Origin of the sequence: Phenylobacterium sp. (assembly GCF_965284355.1) — a bacterium.
Taxonomy (GTDB): domain Bacteria; phylum Pseudomonadota; class Alphaproteobacteria; order Caulobacterales; family Caulobacteraceae; genus Phenylobacterium.
Genome location: NZ_OZ260078.1, coordinates 3421381 through 3440805, shown reverse-complemented (window position 1 = coordinate 3440805; position 19425 = coordinate 3421381). Strand labels below are relative to the sequence as shown.

Sequence of the window (19425 nt, the reverse complement as noted above, 5' to 3'; positions counted from 1 at the left end):
GATTTCCGCCCCTTGAGCGATGCGAGCATCGCTCAAGAGTCTTTAGTGGTCGGACTTTCCACGGCTAACCGGCTGCCACTTCGCCTGAAAGCCCTCAGAAGCACGGCGGCATAGACGCCGAGCAAGGCGCCCGCAAGGCCGTACCAGGTCAGCGCGTACTCCAGATGGCGGTTGGGGATGTCGGTGGGGATCGGCGCCGGGACCAGGGCCTTCCACTCGGGATTGGTCGCGGTCTCGGCCATCAGGAACAGGGGCGCGGGCGACGAGGCCTCGAGTTGGGCCGCCATGGCGGCGACGTCGCGGGTGTACCAGCGGTCCGGCCGGTTTGGGGCCGAGAAGGCGTTGCCGTGCTCGGGCGTGCGAAGGACGCCCTGGACGGTCACCGGCGCGGTCGAGGCGGCCACCGCGGGGCGGGCCGAGACGTCGTCGGCCACGAAGCCGCGGTCCACCAGCACCGTCGCATAGCGTCCAGCCGCCACCCGACACGCCGAGATCAGCCGCGCGCCGGCCTGTCCGTCCCGCACCGAGTAAAGCTCCAGGAAGGGCGCAGAGCCCAGGCCCGGGCAGGTGGCGGTCACGCGCGTGAAGTCGGCGTCGGCGCCGGCCGCCACCCGCTCCAGGACCACGTCGATGGGCTGGGCCGGCGCCGCCTGCAGCGCGGCGATACGGGTCAGCACGCTCTGCTTCCACGCCAGACGCTGGAGTTGCCACGTGCCCAGGCCCACCAGGATCACCAGCGCGATGGCGACGGCGATCGTCAGGCCGACAGGAAAACGCGGCCGCCCTGGGGCCTCACTCGTCATTGCGGTGTTCAGAGGCCTTGTTCATGAACTGGGCGGCGAGCATCGCGCCCTTCAGAGGGCGCATCAGGCCCAGCGAGATGATCAGGGTCGCCGGCAGCCACAGGATCAGGTGCACCCAGACGGGCGGGTGCAGGGCGAACTCGACGAAGAGGGCGGAGAAGGCCACGACGAAGCCCGCGATCATGATCACGAACACCGCGGGGCCATCGCCCGAGTCCGCCTTGGCGAAGTCGTAGCCGCAGGCCTCGCAGGCCGGAGCGACCTTCAGGAAGCCTTCGAAGAGAAAGCCCTCCCCGCAGTTGGGGCAGCGTCCGGCCACCCCAGCGAGCAACGGATTGGGCTTGCTCACATGATCAGCCTAGTGGGCCGGTCCGCCGAAGATCACGTAGATGAACGCGAACAGGAACAGCCACACCACGTCGACGAAGTGCCAGTACCAGGCGGCCGCTTCGAAGCCGAAGTGCTGCTTGGCCGTGAAGCCCGTGCCCATCAGGCGGATCAGGCAGACGGCCAGGAAGATCGTGCCGACCAGCACGTGGAAGCCGTGGAAGCCGGTGGCCATGAAGAAGGACGAACCGTACAGGCCCGAGTTCTCCTGGCCTTCGCCGCCGAAGAAGTAGTTGTGCTCGAGGATGTGGTGGTACTCGTACGCCTGGATCGCCGTGAACAGCGCGCCCAGGATGATCGTCAGCACAAGCGCGATCTTGGCGTTCTTGCGGTCGCCCTGCTGGAGCGCATGGTGCGCCCAGGTGACGGTCGTGCCCGAAAGCAGCAGCGTCAGCGTGTTGACCAGCGGCAGCTGGAACGCCGGCACCGTCTCGATGCCCTTGGGCGGCCAGGCGGCCCAGGCGGCGCGCACTTCCTCGATGGGGGCGTGCGTGCGGTTGCCATGGAACAGGGCCATCTCGAAGAAGATCCAGAACCACGCGACGAAGAACATCACCTCCGAGGCGATGAACAGCACCATGCCGTAGCGCAGGCCGATGGAGACGACCGGGGTGTGGTCACCGCGGTTCGCTTCCTTCACGACGTCGGCCCACCAGCCCAGCATCGTGAACAGCACGCCGGCCAGACCGGCGAAGAACAGCCACGACGTGTGCTGAGGCAGGCCGAACAGGCCCTTCATCCAGGCGACGCCGCCCAGTGCCATGACGGTGGCGGCGATCGAGCCAACCAACGGCCACGGGCTCGGGTCCACCAGGTGGTAGTCGTGCTTCACGCCAGCAGCCATCGCGGTCCTAACCCCTCGTCAAATCCCCACGCACACGACTCCGGACAGAGTCGCGCGCGGTCAGTCGCGGACGCTATAGCGCCCGCCAGCGGCATCCGCCAAGGGGAAAGGCGCGCTCCAGCGTCGCAGATTGGGCCTGCGCGGTCGCAGCGCTAGACCTTGACCCACCGCATGACCCAGTTGTCCTCCCAGGTGCGACCACCGTCGCGCGAGACCGACTGGCTCCAGCGGTGGGACCTGCCGGTGATCTCATCCCACAGGCCGCGGACCTTGATGGGCTTTCCAGCCTCCTCGTCGTCGGCCAGGAACACACCGGCCCCGTCGACGAATCCCCCGGTCAGGCCCGCCTCGCCGCCCAGGACGCCGCTCTTGGCGTTGACCCAGTAATCGCTCCAAACGCCGTTGCCGAGATCGAGCAGCCGCAGTCCCATGCCGGAAAAGTCCCGCTGGGGAATCCGCAGCTCCTCCACGTGGCCCACGCCGCCCAGGATGCTCCAGCACGTCGCCTCGCCCGCGAATTCGTCCCACTGGCCAGGGGCCTTCAGGCGGCGATGCGCGATCTTCCACTCGCCGCTCAGCCAGTCGAACTCGCCGGGCTTCCCGGCCACGGACTTGGCGGCCGGCGCGGCGGCTGCGCCACCCGCCGAAGCGGCCAGCCACGCGCCGGCTCCGGCGCTCAGCAGCCGTCGTCGTTGTTCGTTCATTGGAGGTCCTCCCGATCCAGCGGATTGGGATAGGCCCCTTTGACTGACGCGGAGCGTCAGCCTTTGCTCAGCCGCCCGTGTGTGACTTCACGCTGCTCGCCGCGTCGGCCTGCTTGGGCTGGGCGTTGGTCGACGGGAAGAAGGTGTAGCTCAGCGTCACCTCGGGCTTGCCCTTGGTGTCGACGTCGGCCGCGTACTTCGGGTCGATGTAGTAGAGGACCGGCATGTCCACGGTGGCCCCGGCGGCGATAGTCTGGTCCTCGAAGCAGAAGCACTGGAGCTTCTGGAAGTAGGGCCCCGCCTGCTCGGGCACGACGTTGTAGAGCGCCCGCGCCATGACCGGCTTGTCCGACTTGTTGGTCACGCGGAAGAAAGCCAGCTTGGTCTCGCCGATCTTCACCTCCTGCGAGGTCTGCTGCGCCGAAAAGGCGATGGGCAGATCGCGGACGTTGGCGTCGAAGCGTATGGTCAGCTTGCGGTCCAGGACGGTGTCGGAGGCGGCCTCGGCGCGACGCGTGGCGCCGTCGAACCCGGTGATCTGGCAGAACGCGCGGTAGATCGGCACCGAGGCGAACGCCGCGCCGATCATCCCGAAGAAGACCGATGCGCAGATGACCGCAACCTTCACATTGCGGGCGCGATCGGGGTCGACGGGCGCCTTGGGCGGCGCCGGGTCAGAAGGTGCGTTCAAGGACACTGCCGCCCATCCGGATGATCGAGACCGCGTAAACGATAATCACGAAGGCCACCAAGCCGAGAGCTATGGCGACATTACGGCCACGCCGAGCCTTGGCGAAATCGTCGCCCTCGCGGTTCGGATCACTCATCTAGAGAAGCTCCAGGGGGGCTACGCCGGCCAGATGCTCGCCCAGCAGGGTCGCGAACAGCAGGGTCAGGTAGAGGATCGAGAAGGCGAACAGGTTGCGCGCGTCACGGGCGCCGGCGCGGACGTCGTAGAGGCCGTCGTCCATGCGCGGATCGGCCGCCTCGCCCGCGTGGCTGCGATAGAGCCGCCAGGCCAGCAGCAGGAACACCAGGCCGCCCAGGGCCGAGACGCCGAGATAGAACGGGCCGCCCAGTCCCGTGAAGGCCGGCGCGATGCAGATCGGGATCAGCAGCAGGCTGTAGACCAGGATCTGCAAGCGGGTGGACGTCGCGCCCTTCACCACCGGCATCATCGGCACCCCGGCCTTGGCGTAGTCCTCGGACGTGTACAGCGACAGCGCCCAGAAGTGGGGCGGCGTCCACATGAAGATGATGGCGCACAGCAGCCAGGCGTTGGCCGGCGCCGTGCCGGTCACCGCGGCCCAGCCGATCACCGGCGGCAGCGCGCCGGCCAGGCCGCCGATGACGATGTTCTGCGCGGTCCAGCGCTTGAGCCACATCGTGTAGACCACGGCGTAGAAGACGATGGTGAAGGCCAGGAGGCCGGCCGCGAGCCAGTTGGTGGCCACGCCCATCAGCATCACAGAGAAGAGCGATAGCACGACGCCAAGGCCCAGCGCGTCGGCGCCCTGGACCTTGCCGGCCGGGACCGGACGGCCGCGCGTGCGGCGCATCTTGGCGTCGATGTCGGCGTCGTACCACATGTTGAGCGCGCCGCTCGCGCCGGCGCCCACGGCGATGCACAGCACGGCCACGGCGCCCAGGATCGGGTTGATCGATCCCGGCGCGCAGACCAGCCCGGTCAGTGCGGTGAACACCACCAGGGACATCACGCGCGGCTTCATCAACTGCAGGAAGTCCTGCCAGCGAGCGGGCGTCGTGCGCGGAGTGTCGTGGGCCGTGGCCATGGCCATCTCGGATACACCTGAATGCGGGGTGGCGCTCTCTAGCGCAGATCGGCGCCCGGACGAAGCGCGTCCAGCCCTGCCGCGACAAAATTGGCCGGAAAATGAAATGGCCGGCCGCTCCTGGGAGCGGCCGGCCCGTATTCGGAGAGGTGGACCCGACGCTTAGTGCGCGTCGGGCTTCACCACCGGAAGTTCGTTGAACTGGTGGAACGGCGGAGGCGAGCTCAACGTCCACTCCAGCGTCGTGGCGCCTTCGCCCCACGGGTTCGCCTCGGCCTTGCGGCGACGGATGGCGGCTTCCAGCAGGACGAGCAGGAAGATGACCACGGCGACGCCGGTGATCGCATAGCCGATAGACGAGATCTTGTTCCAGTAGGCGAAGCCGTCCGGATAGTCGACGTAGCGACGCGGCATGCCCTGCAGGCCCAGGAAGTGCTGCGGGAAGAACACGAGGTTCACGCCCACGAACATCACCCAGAAGTGCAGCGCGCCGAGGAACTCGTTGTACTTCACGCCCCACATCTTCTCGAACCAGTAGTAGAAGCCCGCGAAGATCGCGAACACGGCGCCGAGGCTCAGCACGTAGTGGAAGTGGGCCACCACGTAGTAGGTGTCGTGCAGGCTGTAGTCGATGCCGGCGTTGGCCAGGACGACGCCGGTCACACCGCCGACGGTGAACAGGAAGATGAAGCCGATCGCCCACAGCATGGGCGTCTTGAAGGTGATCGAGCCGCCCCACATCGTGGCGATCCAGGAGAACACCTTCACGCCGGTGGGCACCGCGATGACCATCGTCGCCGCCACGAAGTACGCGCGCAGCTCGATGCCCATGCCCACGGTGTACATGTGGTGGGCCCACACGACGAAGCCGATGAAGCCGATGGCCACCATGGCGTACGCCATCGCGAGATAGCCGAAGACGGGCTTGCGGCTGAACGTCGAGACGATGTGCGAGATCATGCCGAACCCGGGCAGGATCAGGATGTACACTTCCGGGTGACCGAAGAACCAGAACAGGTGCTGGAACATCACCGGGTCGCCGCCGCCGGCGGCGTCGAAGAAGTGGGTTTTGAAGTTGCGGTCCGTGAGCAGCATGGTGATCGCGCCAGCCAGCACGGGCAGCGAGAGCAGCAGCAGGAACACGGTCACCAGGATCGACCAGACGAACAGCGGCATCCGGTGCAGGGTCATGCCCGGCGCGCGCATGTTGAAGATCGTGGTGATGAAGTTGATCGCGCCCAGGATCGAGCTGGCGCCCGCGAGGTGGAGCGACAGGATCGCGCAGTCCATGGCCGGGCCCGTGTGGCCTGACGTGGAGAGCGGCGGATAGATCGTCCAGCCGCCGCCGAAGCCCTTACCGGGTCCGCCGTCGACGAACATCGAGACGATCAGCATCACCCAGGCGGCGACCAGCAGCCAGAACGAGATGTTGTTCATCCGCGGGAAGGCCATGTCGGGCGCGCCGATCATCAGCGGCACGAACCAGTTGCCGAAACCGCCGATCATGGCGGGCATGACCATGAAGAAGATCATGACCAGGGCGTGGCCGGTGACGACGACGTTGTAGCCGTGCTTCGAGGCTTCCACGAGGCCGGTCGTGGCGAGCCACGAGCCTTCGGTGAACACCTGGATGCCCGGCTCGGCCAGTTCCCAGCGGATCAGGCCGGACATCAGGCCGCCGACGATCCCCGCCATGATGGCGAACAGGATGTAGAGCGTGCCGATGTCCTTGTGGTTCGTCGAGAAGAACCAGCGGGCGAAGAACCCGGGCATGTGCCCGTGGTCGTCGTGATGATCGTGAGCGGCGGCTTGAGCCATCTTACGCGGATCCTAAGGCTTATTTCGCAGCCGGCGCCTTGGGCGCGGGCGTGGTGGCGGCGACCGGAGCCTTGGGCTCAGGCGTCGCCGGAGGCGGGGCGGCAGGGTTCACCGTGGCGGTGGCCGGCGTCGCCGCGGCGTCGGCGGCCGGAGCCCCCTCGGCGGCGGGCGCGGTGGCCGGAGCGGGCGCAGGCGCGGCGCCGGCGACCGAGCCGCCCTTCTTGGCGACCCAGGCGTCGAACTCGGCCTGCGTCACGACGCGGACCTCGATCGGCATGAAGGCGTGGTCGACGCCGCACAGCTCACGGCAGTTGCCGTAGTAGGTGCCGAGCCGATCGGCCTTGAACCAGGTTTCGTTCAGGCGGCCGGGGATGGCGTCGCTGATGATCCCGAACGACGGGACGGCGAAGGCGTGGATCACGTCGGCGCCCGTGACCTGCACGCGGACCACCTTGTTGATCGGAACGACCAGCGGCTCGGTGACGGCCAGGCGGTACGGCTTGGCGGCCTTCTTCGCCTCGTCTTCCGGCAGCATGTTCGAGACGAACTCGCCGATCTTCTGGTCGGGGTACTCATAGCCCCAGTACCACTGATAGCCGACCGCCTTGATGGTGAGGTCCGGCTTCGGCATGTCGTTGTAGGCGAAGAGCAGCTTGAACGAGAAGATCGAGATCACGACCAGGATCGCGACCGGCGCGAGGGTCCAGATCACCTCGATCATCGTGTTGTGCGTGAACTTCGCCGGGACCGGGTTCGCCTTCTTGTTGTAGCGAACGACCACCCAGATCAGCAGCGCCAGAACGAACAGCGTGATGCCCGTGATCACGGGCATCAGGATCCAATTGTGGAACCAGATCGCGTCGTGACGCAGCGGGGTCACCCCCGGCTGCAAGTCAATCGCCTTGTCCGTCGGCTCGCCGAACTTGTCCGCAGCCATGGCGGCCGCGCCCCAGAACGCCGTCGCAGCGCCCGCGAGAGCGCCTGCCGCCCGCGTCCGCAATCCGTGAAAGCTCGACTTCATGTCCCCTCGGTCAGTTTGGCCGGCGACGCCCTCAACAATGGGCGGTCCAACGCTACGGAACGGGACGCGCGGGCGCGACTTGCGCAACGCCCGACCGGCCCCTTCGCCGGGGTCCATACGCGCATCGTTCGGCCTTGCCAAGGCGTCGGCGGGTCTTACGTGGCGTACGCAGGCTCTCGACGCCGTTTGCGCACGGAAATGGCGCGACGTCTCGCCGCAAGCGCCGTGTCGATCACACCCCATTCTGGAGTTGGCCGTCCCGCGAACGATGCGGGCGCTGCGGAGAATGCAGCGGCCCGGTGGAGATGCGAATCGTCCGTCACGCGACGGGGGCAAAGGCGGGCCAAGAGTCACGTCGCGGGTGACGCCCCACCTTCGAGCCCCTATCTTCACCGGCATGAACGCCCCAGTCCCCGCCCCCTCGATCCTCGATTCCGTGGGGGTCGACCCCGCCCGCGCCCAGGAAATCCTCGCCGACGCCCTTCAGGGGGCCGACGACGGCGAGCTGTTCGTCGAACGGTCCGAGAGCGAGTCGTTCCTGTTCGACGACGGGCGGCTGAAATCGGCGGCCTATGATTCGACCGAAGGCTTCGGCCTGCGGGTGGTGGCGGGCGAGACCGCCGGCTACGCCCACGCCTCCGAGATTTCCGAAGCGGCGATCCGCCGCGCCGCCGACTCGGCCCGATTGGCCAAGCGCGGGTATGCGGGCGTCACCGCCGAGGCGCCGCGGGCCACCAATACCAAGCTCTACGGCGAGGAAAACCCGCTGAGCTCGCCCGCCTTCTCCGACAAGGTGGCCCTGCTCCAGGAGATCGACGCCTGGGCCCGCGCCCGGGATCCGCGGGTGGTGCAGGTGATGGCCTCGATCGCCGGCGAGCGCCGCACGGTCGAGATCCTCCGCGCGGACGGCCGGCTGATCCGCGACGTCCGCCCTCTCTGCCGTGTGAACGTGCAGGTGACCGTCGAGCGCGACGGCAAGCGCGAGCAGGGCTACACCGGCGCCGGCGGCCGCGCCGGTTTCGAGGCCTGGATCAGCCCCGACAAGTGGCAGGATCAGGTGGACGAGGCGCTGCGCCAGGCGCTGACCAACCTCGACGCCGTCGCCTGCCCGGCCGGCGAGATGGACGTGGTCCTGGGCCCCGGCTGGAACGGCGTGCTGCTGCACGAAGCGGTCGGCCACGGCCTGGAAGGCGACTTCAATCGTAAGGGCACCTCGGCCTTCTCGGGCCGCATCGGCGAGCGGGTCGCCGCACCGGGCGTCACCGTGTTCGACGACGGCACCCTGCCCGGCCGCCGCGGTTCGCTGACGGTGGACGACGAGGGCACCCCCACCGAACGCACCATCCTGATCGAGGACGGGATTCTCGTCGGCTACATGCACGACCGGATGAGCGCGCGCCTCATGGGCCTCAGCGCCACCGGCAACGGCCGCCGTCAGTCCTACGCTCACATGCCCATGCCGCGGATGACCAACACCGCCATGCTGGGCGGCAACCACAAGCGCGCGGAGATGATCGCGTCGACGAAGAAGGGCCTCTACTGCGCCAACTTCGGCGGCGGCCAAGTGGACATCACCAACGGCAAGTTCGTCTTCCAGTGCACCGAGGCCTACCTGATCGAGGACGGCAAGGTGACGGTCCCGGTCAAGGGCGCGACCCTGATCGGCGACGGCCCCTCGGCCCTGACCCGGGTGACGATGATCGGCGACGATTTCGACTTCGACCTGGGCGTCGGCGTCTGCGGCAAGGCCGGCCAGAGCGTTCCGGTCGGCGTGGGCCAACCGTCGCTCAAGATCACCGGCCTGACCGTGGGCGGGACCGCGGTCTAGATCAGGCCGCGGCGAGGCTCCGCCGCCGTGCGCGCAGCGCGGCGCCGGAGAGCCCGAAGCCGAGCAGCAGCAGCGCCCACTGCCCCGGCTCGGGCACGGCCTGGCGTTGGTTCAGATCGGCGCTTCCCGACAGGATGAAGCCGCTCGGGTTGCGCCCGGGACCGTCCAAATTCTGGACCAGGGCGCTGATCGTCACGAGCCCGCCCGTCACGGCCGCCAGCGACAGCACCCCGCTGGACGCCGTGACGCTGGTCTGGGTCGGGGCGCAGAGGTTTCCAGGCCCCGCGGCCGTGCATTCGTACAGCAGTCCGTTGTTGGCCTGGGTCACGCTCAGCGAACGGACGCCGTTGTCGCCGGTGAACCCGTTGAGGATCATGCTGCCGCCGAGGGACGCATCGAACGTGAAGTCGTAGCGATAAAAGCCGGCGGTCGCGCCGCAGGGGCTGCCGCAAGTGATAGACGCTCCGTTCGAGAACTGCCCGTCGGTCGCCAGTTGGCCCACCCACACGGCGCCGCCGAACGGGTTGGCCCACGCAAAGGCCTCGAAGCCCGGAAGGTTGGCCGCGAACGGGAGCGTGCCGGTCAGGACGACCGCCGCATTCGTCGAGGAGCCCAATCCATTGTCGACGCCGCTGACCTGAGTGACCTGCCAGTCGGCGGCGCCCGTGTTGAGACTGACCGTGGCCGCCAACGACGGGGTGGCGATCAGGGCGAGCGAAAGGGCGAGCGATCTGACGAGCATGGCGGGCGTCTCCCAACGGCGATTACAGTTCGCCGAACAGGTTGCCCGCCCCTCGAGGTCCGTCAACGCCATCTCGCCTGAGAGGCGAGCGGCCCGCGGCCGGTCCTGAGCGTTACGGGCAATTAACTCGCGCTTTGGGCGGAGTTTGGCCACGTCTCCCGCTCTTATGGGGAGTTCGTCGATGCTGATCGTCCAGGTCCTGGCCCAGGCTGCCGCCGCGGCCGCCCCAGAGGCCGCGGCGCAGCAAGGGGTCATCAGCTACGCGCCCCAGTTCTTCGCCAGCTTTCAGCCCGTGAACGCCATGGAGATGATCGCCCGCGTCCCAGGATTCACCTTCGACAGCGGCGACGACGTGCGCGGCTTTGCGGGCGCCGCCGGCAACGTGCTGATCGACGGCCAACGGCCTGCCGCCAAGACCGACAACCTGGAGAGCATCCTGCGCCGTCTGCCGGCGAGCCAGGTCGAGCGGCTGGAGCTGATTCGCGGCTCGGCGCCCGGCATCGACATGCAGGGTAAGACGGTTCTCGTGAACGTGGTCCGCAAGACCACCGGCGGCGTCCGCGGCCTGGCGTCTGTGGCCAACAACTATGTGGTCGACGACGGGCGCACCTCGCCGGCCATTCGTCTCGAGGGTTCAGGCGGCGGCAACGGGCGCACCTGGGAAGCCAGCCTGCTCGCCGCGCGGTTCACAGACGACGGCGCCGGCGACGGTCCGGGCATCCGCATCTCGCCGACAGGGCAGGTTCTGCGGCGGTCCGCCATCGAGTCCGAGGGCCAGGGCCACGAGATCGTGCTGATCGGCGCCTACGAGACCCCAGCGCTGGGTGGACGCCTGCGTCTGAACGGCCTCCTGCGCACCGAGGAGTACAACTACGACGAACAGAACCGCATCAGCTTGCCCGCGCCCAGCGGCCAGTTCGACCAGTACGGCGACGATGAGAAGCAGCTGGAGGCCGGGGCCCACTTCAACCGCACGCTCGGCCCGCGCAGCAGCCTGGAGGTCGTGCTGCTCCAGCGCAACGAGGACGAACACTTCGGAGAGACGTTCCGACAGCCCGGCGAAATCACCTTCTTCACCCTCGACAACAAGACCGGCGAGAGCATCGCGCGCAGCGTCCTGAAGCACCGGGTGGACGACCGGCTTTCGTTCGAAGCCAGCGCCGAGGGCGCGTTCAACTGGCTGGAGAGCGAGACCCGCTACGTGGAGAACGGCCTGTCCGTGCCTCTGCCGGCCGCGGGCGTGCGGGTCGAGGAGACGCGCGGCGAGGCCTCGGGCATGGCGACCTGGCGACCGCTTCCGGCCTGGACGTTCGAGGCAGGGGTGCGCCAGGAGGCCTCGAAGATCACCTCGTCGGGCGACGTGAAACTGTCGAAGACCCTCTACTTCACCAAGCCCCGGGTGACGGCCAGTTGGGCGGCGACTCCCAACACCCAGGTGCGCGCCCGCGTGGAGCGCGAGGTGGGCCAGCTCGACTTCGACGACTTCGTCGCCGAGACCAGCTTCAACACCGGCGCCGGCGTCCAGGCCGGCAATCCCGACATCAACCCCGAGCAGGCCTGGGTAGGCGAGGTCGCGATCGAGCAGCGGTTCTGGGGCAAGGGCGCGCTCGTCCTCACCTGGCGCCGCTTCGAGCTGAAGGACGTGGTCGACAGCGCGCCCGTGTTCGACGGCGCGGGCGGCGTCTTCGATGCGCCGGGCAATATCGGAGACGGATCGAAGGACGAGTTCGCGGTCAGCGGCACGCTGCCGCTGGAGAAACTGGGCTGGAAGGGCGCCGAGCTACGCGGCTCGGCCACCTGGCGAGAGAGCAAGGTCACCGACCCCACCACCGGCCGGGCGCGCGAGATCTCGGGCCTGCGTCCGCTGTCATGGGAGGTCCACTTCACCCACGACCTGCCCCAGTGGCGGATGAACTGGGGCGTCGACGTGTACGGCGCCTCGCGCGAGACCTTCTATCGCGTCGATCAGATCACGGACGAGAAGGTCAAAAGCTATGTCGAGCTCTTCGTGGAGTACCGACCCAAGCCCGACCTGTCGGTGCGCGCGGAACTGTCGAATCTCACCGAGCGCGGCTTGCGCAACACGCGCCGCTCGTTCGCCGGGCCGCGCAGCACCGGCGCTCTGACGTTTGTCGACGACCGCGACGTGCAGGTCGGCCGGATGGTCTACATCCGCGTCCGCAAGACCTTCGGCCGCTGACCCCCGCAACCGCACGCCAAGATTGCGGAAGTTTAATCGAGCTTACAGGCATTTAACTCGCGCCTGACGGCGGCGGCCTCCACTCCTCTCGGCTCTTGGGGAGAGATCGTCGATGCTGTTCGTCCACATCCTGGCGCAGGCCGCCGCCGCCGCTGCGCCGGAAGCCGCCGTGCAGCAGGGCGTCACCAGCTATGCGCCGGCCTTCTTCGCCGCACAGCAGCCCGCGACCGTCGTGGACATGCTCAACCGCATCCCAGGCTTCACCCTGGACAACGGCGCCAGCGTGCGCGGCTTCGAGGGCGCGGCCGGCAACGTGCTGATCGACGGCCAGCGCCCCGCCAGCAAGTCGGACAGCCTGCAGGACATCCTGATCCGCATCCCGGCGTCCAAGATCGAGCGCATCGACATCATTCGCGGCGGCGCGCCCGGGATCGACATGCAGGGCAAGACCGTGATGGCGAACGTCATCCAGAAAAAGGACAACAGCATCCGCGGCGTGATCGCGATCGCCGACAACCACATCGACGACGGCCGCGACCTGGGCCAGATGCGCCTCGAGGGCTCCGGCGCGCTGGGCGATGTGAAGTGGGAAGCTTCGGCCCGGGCGGCGCGCGGGCTGGACGACGGCGCCGGCGCCGGGCGCGGAGCCCAGATCACCGCCGGCGGGCCCACGGTGCTCAACGGATACGACGCCGAGGGCGACGGGCTGTTCTACTCGCTCGTCGCCGCCGTCGAGGCGCCCGTTCTGGGCGGGTCGCTGCGGCTGAACGGGCGCGTCCTGACCGACGACTTCAAGTTCGAGGAAAAGACCCGCGTCGTCTCCACGCCTGTCGTCGACCAGCAGTACCTCTACCTCCAGGAACAGGACGATACCGAGTTCGGCGCCCGCTACACGCGCAAGTTGGCCGCCGACTGGGACCTGGAGCTGGTCGCCCTGCGAACAGGCCGCGATCGGCTGGTCACTGAGAATTTCGACGCGCCGTCCGTCGCCAACCGCCTGCTTGTCGAGCGCGACACCGTGGAGACCATCGGGCGCGCGGTCGTGAAATACCGCTTCGATCCGAAGCTCTCGTTCGAGGTGGGCGGCGAGCGCGCCGTCAACACACTGGAGAGCGAGACCACGCTCCGCAGCAACGGGACCCTCGTCCGCCTGCCGGCCGGCTCGGTCGAGGTCGAGGAGGACCGCAAAGAGCTGTTCGCCAAGGCCGCTTGGCGGCCGTTCGAGACCGTCACGGTCGACGCCGGCCTGCGCTATGAGTTCCCGACCATCAGCTCGGAGGGCGACGTGGTCCTCGAGAAGTCTCTGCGCTACCTGAAGCCGCGGCTGGCGGTGAGCTGGGCGCCGCTGGAGATGACCCAGTTGCGACTGCGCCTCGAGCGCGAGGTCGACCAGCTGAACTTCAACGACTTCGTGGCCGCCGGGGGGCTGAACCAGGCGGGCGGCGTCACCGCGGGCAACCCCGATCTGAACCCTGGCCAGGCCTGGGTGGGCGAGGTGGCGCTGGAGCAGCGGTTCTGGACGTCAGGGTCGGTGGCGCTGAGCTACCGCCATTCCGAACTCAGCGACGTGGTCGACCGGGGGCCTGTCGACGCGCCGGGCGGCGGCCTGTTCGACCGGCCCGAGAACATCGGCGACGGGACCAAGGACGTCGTGGCCGTGGACCTGACCCTGCCCTTCGACCGGCTGGGCGCGAAGGGGGCGCTGCTGAAGGGCAACCTCACCAAGCGCTGGAGCGAGGTGACCGATCCCACGACGATGGAGACGCGGTCACAGTCGGCGCTGCGCGGCCTGGACTGGAACGCGACGTTCACCTGGGACATGCCGCAGTACAACATCACATGGGGGGTCGAAGCCTTCGGCGCATTCAAGGAGACGACCTACCGCTACAACCTCGTCTACACGCGCAAGCTCAACACCTATGTGAAGCCGTTCATCGAGTACAAGCCGCAGCCCGACCTCAACATCCGGCTGGAATTGCCGAATGCGACCCGGCGCAACCTGAGCGACAACTACGCCTTCTACGGCGGCCGGCGCGTGGCCGGCGCCGACGCCACGTCGGCGGACATCAAGCGCACCAACCAGACCCCCGGCGGTACGTTCCTGCGGATCCGCAAGACGTTCGGCTAGCAGGCCCCAAACACGCAGAAGGCCGCGGATCGCTCCGCGGCCTTCGTCGTGTCCGACGCCTGGGATCAGGCCCCGGCCTTGGTCTCCGCCTCAGCGGTGCTGTGCGACCAGTGCTTGATCAGGAAGCTGATCAGCACGAACGCCACGCCGATCCCGAAGCCGCCCCAGCCCAGCGTGTTGAACACGCCCAGCGAGGTCTTCAGCGCCAGCTCGGGGTTCAGCACCTGGCCGCCAACCGTCTCGGTGCCGGCCAGGCCTGCGATGAAGCCGCCGACGTACTGGGCGATCGACGAAGCCAGGAACCAGATGGCCATCATGAACGACACCACCTTGGCCACCGACAGCTTGGTGATCTCGGAGAGGCCGACCGGCGACAGGAACAGCTCGCCCGTGGTGTGCAGCAGGTAGAGCAGGCCCAGCAGCATCAGCGGCACCTGGAAGGCGCTGTTGGCCAGGCCCACGCCCCACACCACCACCAGGAAGCCGAGGCCCACCTGGATCAGGCCCAGGCCAAAGGTCATCACCGGGTTCGACGCCTGGCCGCGACGGCCGAGCCACGCCCACATCGCCGCGAAGATCGGGGCGAAGATCAGGATGAAGCCGGCGTTGAACGACTGGGTCTGGGCCGCGCCGATGCCGGTGTCGATCCAGAAGCCCGTGGGCTGGATCCCGGCCGCGGCCAGCTGGTCGGCGCTGCCGATCGGGATGCCGAGGAAGGTGCTGGCCTGCCGTGTCAGGTTCAGGTCGACGTTCTGGGCGGCGAACAGGTTCAGCGAGGTGCCCGCCTGTTCGAAGAGGGTGAAGAACACCACCGCCCCGAACACCAGCACCAGGGCCAGGATCATCCGCTCGCGCTGGATTTTGTCGCACTGGGTGACGATGAAGTAGATCACGTAGGCCAGGGCCGCGAGGGTCGAAGCGATCAGCATCACCCCCACCCAGTCGTTGCGCTGGACCAGGAACCACACCGGGATCACGCCCAGCACCCCGCAGAGATAGATCAGCCACTCGCGATTGAGCGGACCGGCCACCTTCTCCTGCAGCAGCGCGGGGTTCGGCGGCTCGCCCTTGCCCTCGAGGTGCTTCTTGCCCAGCACGAACACGATCCAGCCCGCGGCCATGCCGACCCCGGCCAGGCCGAAGCCCGCCCACCAGCCGACGTTGAGGCCGAACCAGGCGCATGCGAACGAGGCCCAGAAGGCCCCCAGGTTGATGCCGTAGTAGTAGAGCGTGAAGCCGGAATCCCGCCGCGGATCGCCCTGCGGATAGAGCTGGCCCACGATCGTGGAGATGTTGGGCTTCAGGAAGCCGACGCCCATGATGATCAGCGCCACCGCCAGGTAGAAGGCGTTCTTGCCGAACAGATCGACGTCCTTCTTCAGCTCGTAGCTGCCCTTGGGCAGCACGGCCGGGAGCGGCGCGGTGGCGGGCAGATCCTTGATCTCAAAGCCGCCCGCCTCGTTGGCCGAGAAGTCGTAGGCCTTGTCGCCCACCACCAGCTTCACCGAGCGGTTCTCCATGCGGCCCTCGATGGCCACATTGTAGGTCTGTCCCGCGTAGGTCAGCGTCTGGGTCGCCGGGCGTCCCTCGACCGCCATGGTCAGGTGGCCCGCGACCAGGAGAAGGGCGCCAAACGCCACCGCCTTGCGCGTGCCCAGGTAGCGGTCGGCCAGCATGCCGCCGATCAGCGGCAGCAGGTAGACGAGGCTGGTGTACGAGCCGTACTGGCCGCTCGCCACGTCCTGGTCGAACAGCAGGTGCTGGGTCAGGTAGAAGATCAGGATCCCACGCATGCCGTAGTAGGAGAAGCGCTCCCACATCTCGGCGAAGAACAGGATGATGAGGCCCCGCGGGTGGTGGCGGAGCATCTGGAGGAGCACCGGGATACCCGTCACCAGCGTGATGACGATCCCGGCCAGCAATACGATTGGCATCTGAGGGTTTGCTTCCGATCCTAAGGGCCGGCCTACGTCTCCCACGGGGTCTTTTCGACCCGGCCTGGCCTGAATTGGGGGCAGAGAACCACCAACCCGTTCAAGACACAAGCAAACCGGCGCCGGCCGGGCGCCTGGCGCCGCTGGGACGGGCGCCCATATCCTTTCGCAGCCGGTCGCGAGCTCGCGCGTTCAGGCCTTCAGGAGACGCGAACCCCATGAAGATCCCCGGCCCCGACCACCCCATCACCATCACGCCCGCAGGCCGTCGCTGGCGCGCCAGGTACCAAGGCCACGTGATCGCCGACACGGGCGACGCGCTGGTGCTCCAGGAGGCGAGCTATCCGCCGGTGATCTATTTCCCGCGCGAGGACGTCTCGATGGCGTTCCTGGCCCGCACCGCACACGCGACGCACTGCCCCTACAAGGGCGATGCGGCCTACTACACGCTGCAGATGGACGGCCATTTCGCCGAGAACGCCATCTGGACCTACGAGGAGCCCTACCCCGCGATGGCGGAGATCGCCGGGCGACTGGCGTTCTATACGAACAAGGTCGAGGTCTATGCGCCCGACGACGCTGAGACGGTGATTCCGCAGCCCACCGAGGCAGCTGACGTTGAGACGACCCCCTCGGTCGATGACGTCGTGCTGCACACAGACTCAGGCAGCGGCGCGTCGCAGCGCGAGCACTGGCCCGCGAACGTCAGCATGCCTCGCGAGGACGGTGGCTCCCGTTAGGCCGCCGGCGCGGCTTGGTTCTGCGCCAGCTGCCAGCCGGTGTAGGCCGGCTCGTTGGTGACTTCACGCAGGCACCACTCCGGGACGTCGAAGCGCATGGCGGCCATCCGGTTGGTCGCCTCGCACTCGGCGGTGACCAGGCCCTCGAGCGCGCCTTCGAACACGTCGATGATGAACCCGCCCACCTTGTGACGCAGCTTCGAAAGACGCTCGCCAGGCAGCACGTTCAGCACCGCGTACTCCTCGGCCGTCAGGTAGAGGTTGGTCATCGGGCCGATCAGCGGATTGTCCGGGGCATACTTCTTGGCCAGCTTGAAGGTCCGCTCGCCATTGGACAGGTCGGTGGTCGCGCGCAGCCGGAGGCGACCGCCCTCAACATAGAGGTCCTCGATCCGACGGGCGTGGCCGAGGTCCAGCGCCGGCAGGGTCTTCGCATCCACGAGGAAGCGCCGTTCCGCCACCCAGTGCGCGTACTTCGGCAGTGTCACAGGCATTTCAGTCCTCGCGCGGGCCGCTCCACTCCGGGCGACCCTCGCCAGACCGTACGCTCATCGTCAAGCCGTCGGCGAGGCGAAACGCAAATGCCTGAGGGTCGAAATCCTCCAGGCAGCCGACGTTAACCCCGTAGTGGTCCGGCGCCGCCCGCTTGCGGTGGAAGGTGTAGATCCCGCAGGTGCGGCAGAACCAGTGGCGCGCGACGCGTGTGTTCCACTGGTAGAGCGTCAGCTCGTCCTCGCCGGCCTCGATGGTCAGCCCGCGCTCAGGGACCTTCGCCATCAGCGCGCCCTTGCGCCGGCAGAGCGAGCAGTCACACCGCGTCAGCTCGTCGATCTCGGCCTCGACGCGAAAGCGGACAGCGCCGCAATGACAGGATCCCGACCAGACGCCCATGCAGCGTGACTATCACGCGGCGAAGCCTCGCAAAGCGCCACCTCGGAAGCCGTGGCCTTCCACGTTTTCGGGAAGAGCGGACGGGAGGGGATCGTGCGAATCCGCCGCGGCGGCGCTTCAGCGCCGCTGGATCTGAACCACGGAAAACACAGAAATCACGGAACGCAGGTTCAGGTCCGGAGCCCCTTCCGTTTTCCGTGGTTCAAATGAATGCGCCTGCGGCGCGCCCCGTTCAGTAAGCGAAGTCTTCGAACACCGGGTCGACCTTGCCGCCCCAGCGGGTGTTGTAGAGTTCCACCAGGCGTTCGGCGGGGGTCACGCCGGTCTCGGCGATGTGTTCCAGCTCTGCCAGGTAGCCGCTCTCGTCGACCATGCCGCCCGACAGGCGGTTGCGGTTCTTGAGGCCCGAGCGGGAAATGGCGACCATGTCCTTGGCCACGTCCTGCACCGAGCGCCCGGCGATCTGGGCCTTGAGGCCCATGCGGGCCACGTCGGCGCGCAGGCGCTCGTGGTCCTCGATCTTCCAGTCCTTGCAGAGGTCCCACGCGGCGGCCAGCGCCTGGCTGTCGTAGAAGATGCCCATCCACAGCGCCGGCAGCGCACAGAGCCGGCTCCAAGGCCCGGCGTCGGCGCCGCGCATCTCGAGGTACTTCTTGAGGCGAACCTCGGGGAAGATGGTGGTGGTGTGGTCGGCCCAGTCCTTGATGCTGGGGCGCTCGCCCGGCAATTCCGCCAGCTTGCCATCCATGAAGTCCACGAACGAGCGGCCGGCCAGGTCGATGTACCGATCGCCGCGCTTGGCGAAATACATCGGCACATTCAGCGCATAGCGGGCGTAGGTCTCGAAGCCGAAGCCGTCCTGGAACACGAAGTCCAGCATGCCGGTGCGGTCGGCGTCCGTGTCGGTCCACACGTTGGCGCGGCTGGACACGAAGCCCGACGGCTTGCCCTCGATGAACGGCGAATTGGCGAACAGCGCCGTGGCGATTGGCTGCAACGCCAGCGACGTGCGGAACTTCGCCACCATGTCGGCTTCGGAGCTGAAATCGAGGTTTGCCTGCACCGTGCAGGTGCGGAACATCATGTCGAGGCCCAGCTTGCCGACCTTCGGCATGTACTCGCGCATGATCTTGTAGCGGCCCTTCGGCATCACCGGGACCTCGTCCCGCCGCCAGACCGGCGTGAAGCCAAGACCCAGGAAGCCCAGGCCCAGTTCGTCGGCGACGATCTTCACCTCGTTGAGGTGGGAGCCGGTCTCCTCGCAGATGTCGTGGACCGTCTCGAGCGGCGCGCCCGACAGCTCGAACTGGCCGCCCGGCTCGAGGCTGATGTTCGCCATCCCGCGCTCCAGCGCGATGACGTTTTCGCCCTCCATCACCGGCGTCCAGCCGAACCGGGTCAGGCCGTCCAGCAGCGCCTTGATGCCGCCGGGCTCGTAGGGGACCGGCGAATGGTCGGCCAGCTTGAACACGAACTTCTCGTGCTCGGCGCCACATCGCCACTCACTGGCGGGCTTGGCCCCATCGGCCATCCAGCGCACCAGGTCTTCGAACACCAGGGGACGATCGTCGCAGGCGACCTCGGCCATGTAC

Annotated in this window: 18 protein-coding genes; 4 read left to right on the top strand and 14 right to left on the bottom strand. The window is 67.7% G+C overall.

What is annotated here, in order from left to right; all coding sequences use genetic code 11:
• Positions 1-32: 32 nt before the first annotated feature.
• The 9 genes from ACQ66R_RS16925 to coxB all read right to left on the bottom strand — a co-directional run bounded on the left by ACQ66R_RS16925 (position 33) and on the right by coxB (position 7370).
• On the bottom strand, positions 33-803 hold the full coding sequence (locus ACQ66R_RS16925) for an SURF1 family protein (RefSeq protein ID WP_430423860.1): 771 nt from the start codon (positions 801-803) through the stop codon (positions 33-35).
• The gene (locus tag ACQ66R_RS16920; protein ID WP_430423859.1) at positions 793-1152 is read right to left on the bottom strand and encodes a DUF983 domain-containing protein; all 360 of its coding nucleotides are present in this window, start codon (positions 1150-1152) and stop codon (positions 793-795) included. Before ACQ66R_RS16920 ends, ACQ66R_RS16925 begins: the two co-directional genes overlap by 11 nt.
• A 9-nt stretch (positions 1153-1161) precedes the next feature.
• The gene (locus ACQ66R_RS16915; RefSeq protein ID WP_430423858.1) at positions 1162-2034 is read right to left on the bottom strand and encodes a cytochrome c oxidase subunit 3; all 873 of its coding nucleotides are present in this window, start codon (positions 2032-2034) and stop codon (positions 1162-1164) included.
• A gap of 152 nt (positions 2035-2186) precedes the next feature.
• Positions 2187-2738, bottom strand: coding sequence for a hypothetical protein (locus tag ACQ66R_RS16910; protein WP_430423857.1), 552 nt, complete (start codon positions 2736-2738; stop codon positions 2187-2189).
• Positions 2739-2805: 67 nt separating this feature from the next.
• The gene (locus ACQ66R_RS16905; protein ID WP_430423856.1) at positions 2806-3429 is read right to left on the bottom strand and encodes a cytochrome c oxidase assembly protein; all 624 of its coding nucleotides are present in this window, start codon (positions 3427-3429) and stop codon (positions 2806-2808) included.
• Entirely contained in the window at positions 3413-3565 is a 153-nt protein-coding gene (locus tag ACQ66R_RS16900) for a hypothetical protein (RefSeq protein ID WP_430423855.1), read from the bottom strand. The genes ACQ66R_RS16905 and ACQ66R_RS16900 overlap by 17 nt, the downstream gene beginning before the upstream one ends.
• Positions 3566-4537 carry a heme o synthase gene (cyoE, locus tag ACQ66R_RS16895; protein WP_430423854.1) on the bottom strand — a complete coding sequence of 324 codons (972 nt, stop codon included), beginning with the start codon at positions 4535-4537 and terminating at the stop codon, positions 3566-3568. It lies immediately after the preceding gene.
• Positions 4538-4693: 156 nt separating this feature from the next.
• Positions 4694-6349, bottom strand: coding sequence for a cytochrome c oxidase subunit I (gene ctaD / locus ACQ66R_RS16890; protein ID WP_430423853.1), 1656 nt, complete (start codon positions 6347-6349; stop codon positions 4694-4696).
• Between the two features lie 19 nt (positions 6350-6368).
• Positions 6369-7370 carry a cytochrome c oxidase subunit II gene (coxB, locus tag ACQ66R_RS16885; protein ID WP_430423852.1) on the bottom strand — a complete coding sequence of 334 codons (1002 nt, stop codon included), beginning with the start codon at positions 7368-7370 and terminating at the stop codon, positions 6369-6371.
• Between the two features lie 397 nt (positions 7371-7767).
• Between coxB and tldD the strand changes: the two genes are divergently transcribed.
• Positions 7768-9198: a metalloprotease TldD gene (tldD, locus tag ACQ66R_RS16880; RefSeq protein WP_430423851.1), complete on the top strand. Its 1431-nt coding sequence runs from the start codon at positions 7768-7770 to the stop codon at positions 9196-9198.
• Between the two features lies 1 nt (position 9199).
• Here the strand turns inward: tldD and ACQ66R_RS16875 are convergent, their stop codons facing one another.
• A complete protein-coding gene (locus ACQ66R_RS16875) occupies positions 9200-9940 on the bottom strand; it encodes a PEPxxWA-CTERM sorting domain-containing protein (protein ID WP_430423850.1) in 741 nt (246 codons plus the stop codon).
• 181 nt (positions 9941-10121) lie between these two features.
• Here ACQ66R_RS16875 and ACQ66R_RS16870 point away from each other — a divergent pair, with 181 nt between their 5' ends.
• Complete coding sequence (locus ACQ66R_RS16870) at positions 10122-12140, top strand: TonB-dependent receptor domain-containing protein (protein WP_430423849.1); 2019 nt, start codon at positions 10122-10124, stop codon at positions 12138-12140.
• A gap of 112 nt (positions 12141-12252) precedes the next feature.
• The gene (locus ACQ66R_RS16865; protein WP_430423848.1) at positions 12253-14268 is read left to right on the top strand and encodes a TonB-dependent receptor plug domain-containing protein; all 2016 of its coding nucleotides are present in this window, start codon (positions 12253-12255) and stop codon (positions 14266-14268) included.
• 65 nt (positions 14269-14333) lie between these two features.
• On the opposite strand, the gene ACQ66R_RS16860 is transcribed toward ACQ66R_RS16865, so the two are convergent.
• Positions 14334-16202 carry a peptide MFS transporter gene (locus tag ACQ66R_RS16860; protein WP_430423847.1) on the bottom strand — a complete coding sequence of 623 codons (1869 nt, stop codon included), beginning with the start codon at positions 16200-16202 and terminating at the stop codon, positions 14334-14336.
• Positions 16203-16420: 218 nt separating this feature from the next.
• Between ACQ66R_RS16860 and ACQ66R_RS16855 the strand changes: the two genes are divergently transcribed.
• Complete coding sequence (locus tag ACQ66R_RS16855) at positions 16421-16942, top strand: DUF427 domain-containing protein (RefSeq protein ID WP_430423846.1); 522 nt, start codon at positions 16421-16423, stop codon at positions 16940-16942.
• Here the strand turns inward: ACQ66R_RS16855 and ACQ66R_RS16850 are convergent.
• The 3 genes from ACQ66R_RS16850 to ACQ66R_RS16840 all read right to left on the bottom strand — a co-directional run bounded on the left by ACQ66R_RS16850 (position 16939) and on the right by ACQ66R_RS16840 (position 19421).
• Entirely contained in the window at positions 16939-17436 is a 498-nt protein-coding gene (locus ACQ66R_RS16850) for a hypothetical protein (protein WP_430423845.1), read from the bottom strand. The genes ACQ66R_RS16855 and ACQ66R_RS16850 overlap by 4 nt on opposite strands.
• Before the next feature lies 1 nt (position 17437).
• Positions 17438-17833: a GFA family protein gene (locus ACQ66R_RS16845; protein ID WP_430423844.1), complete on the bottom strand. Its 396-nt coding sequence runs from the start codon at positions 17831-17833 to the stop codon at positions 17438-17440.
• A gap of 232 nt (positions 17834-18065) precedes the next feature.
• On the bottom strand, positions 18066-19421 hold the full coding sequence (locus ACQ66R_RS16840; RefSeq protein WP_430423843.1) for a glutamate--cysteine ligase: 1356 nt from the start codon (positions 19419-19421) through the stop codon (positions 18066-18068).
• Positions 19422-19425: the final 4 nt, after the last annotated feature.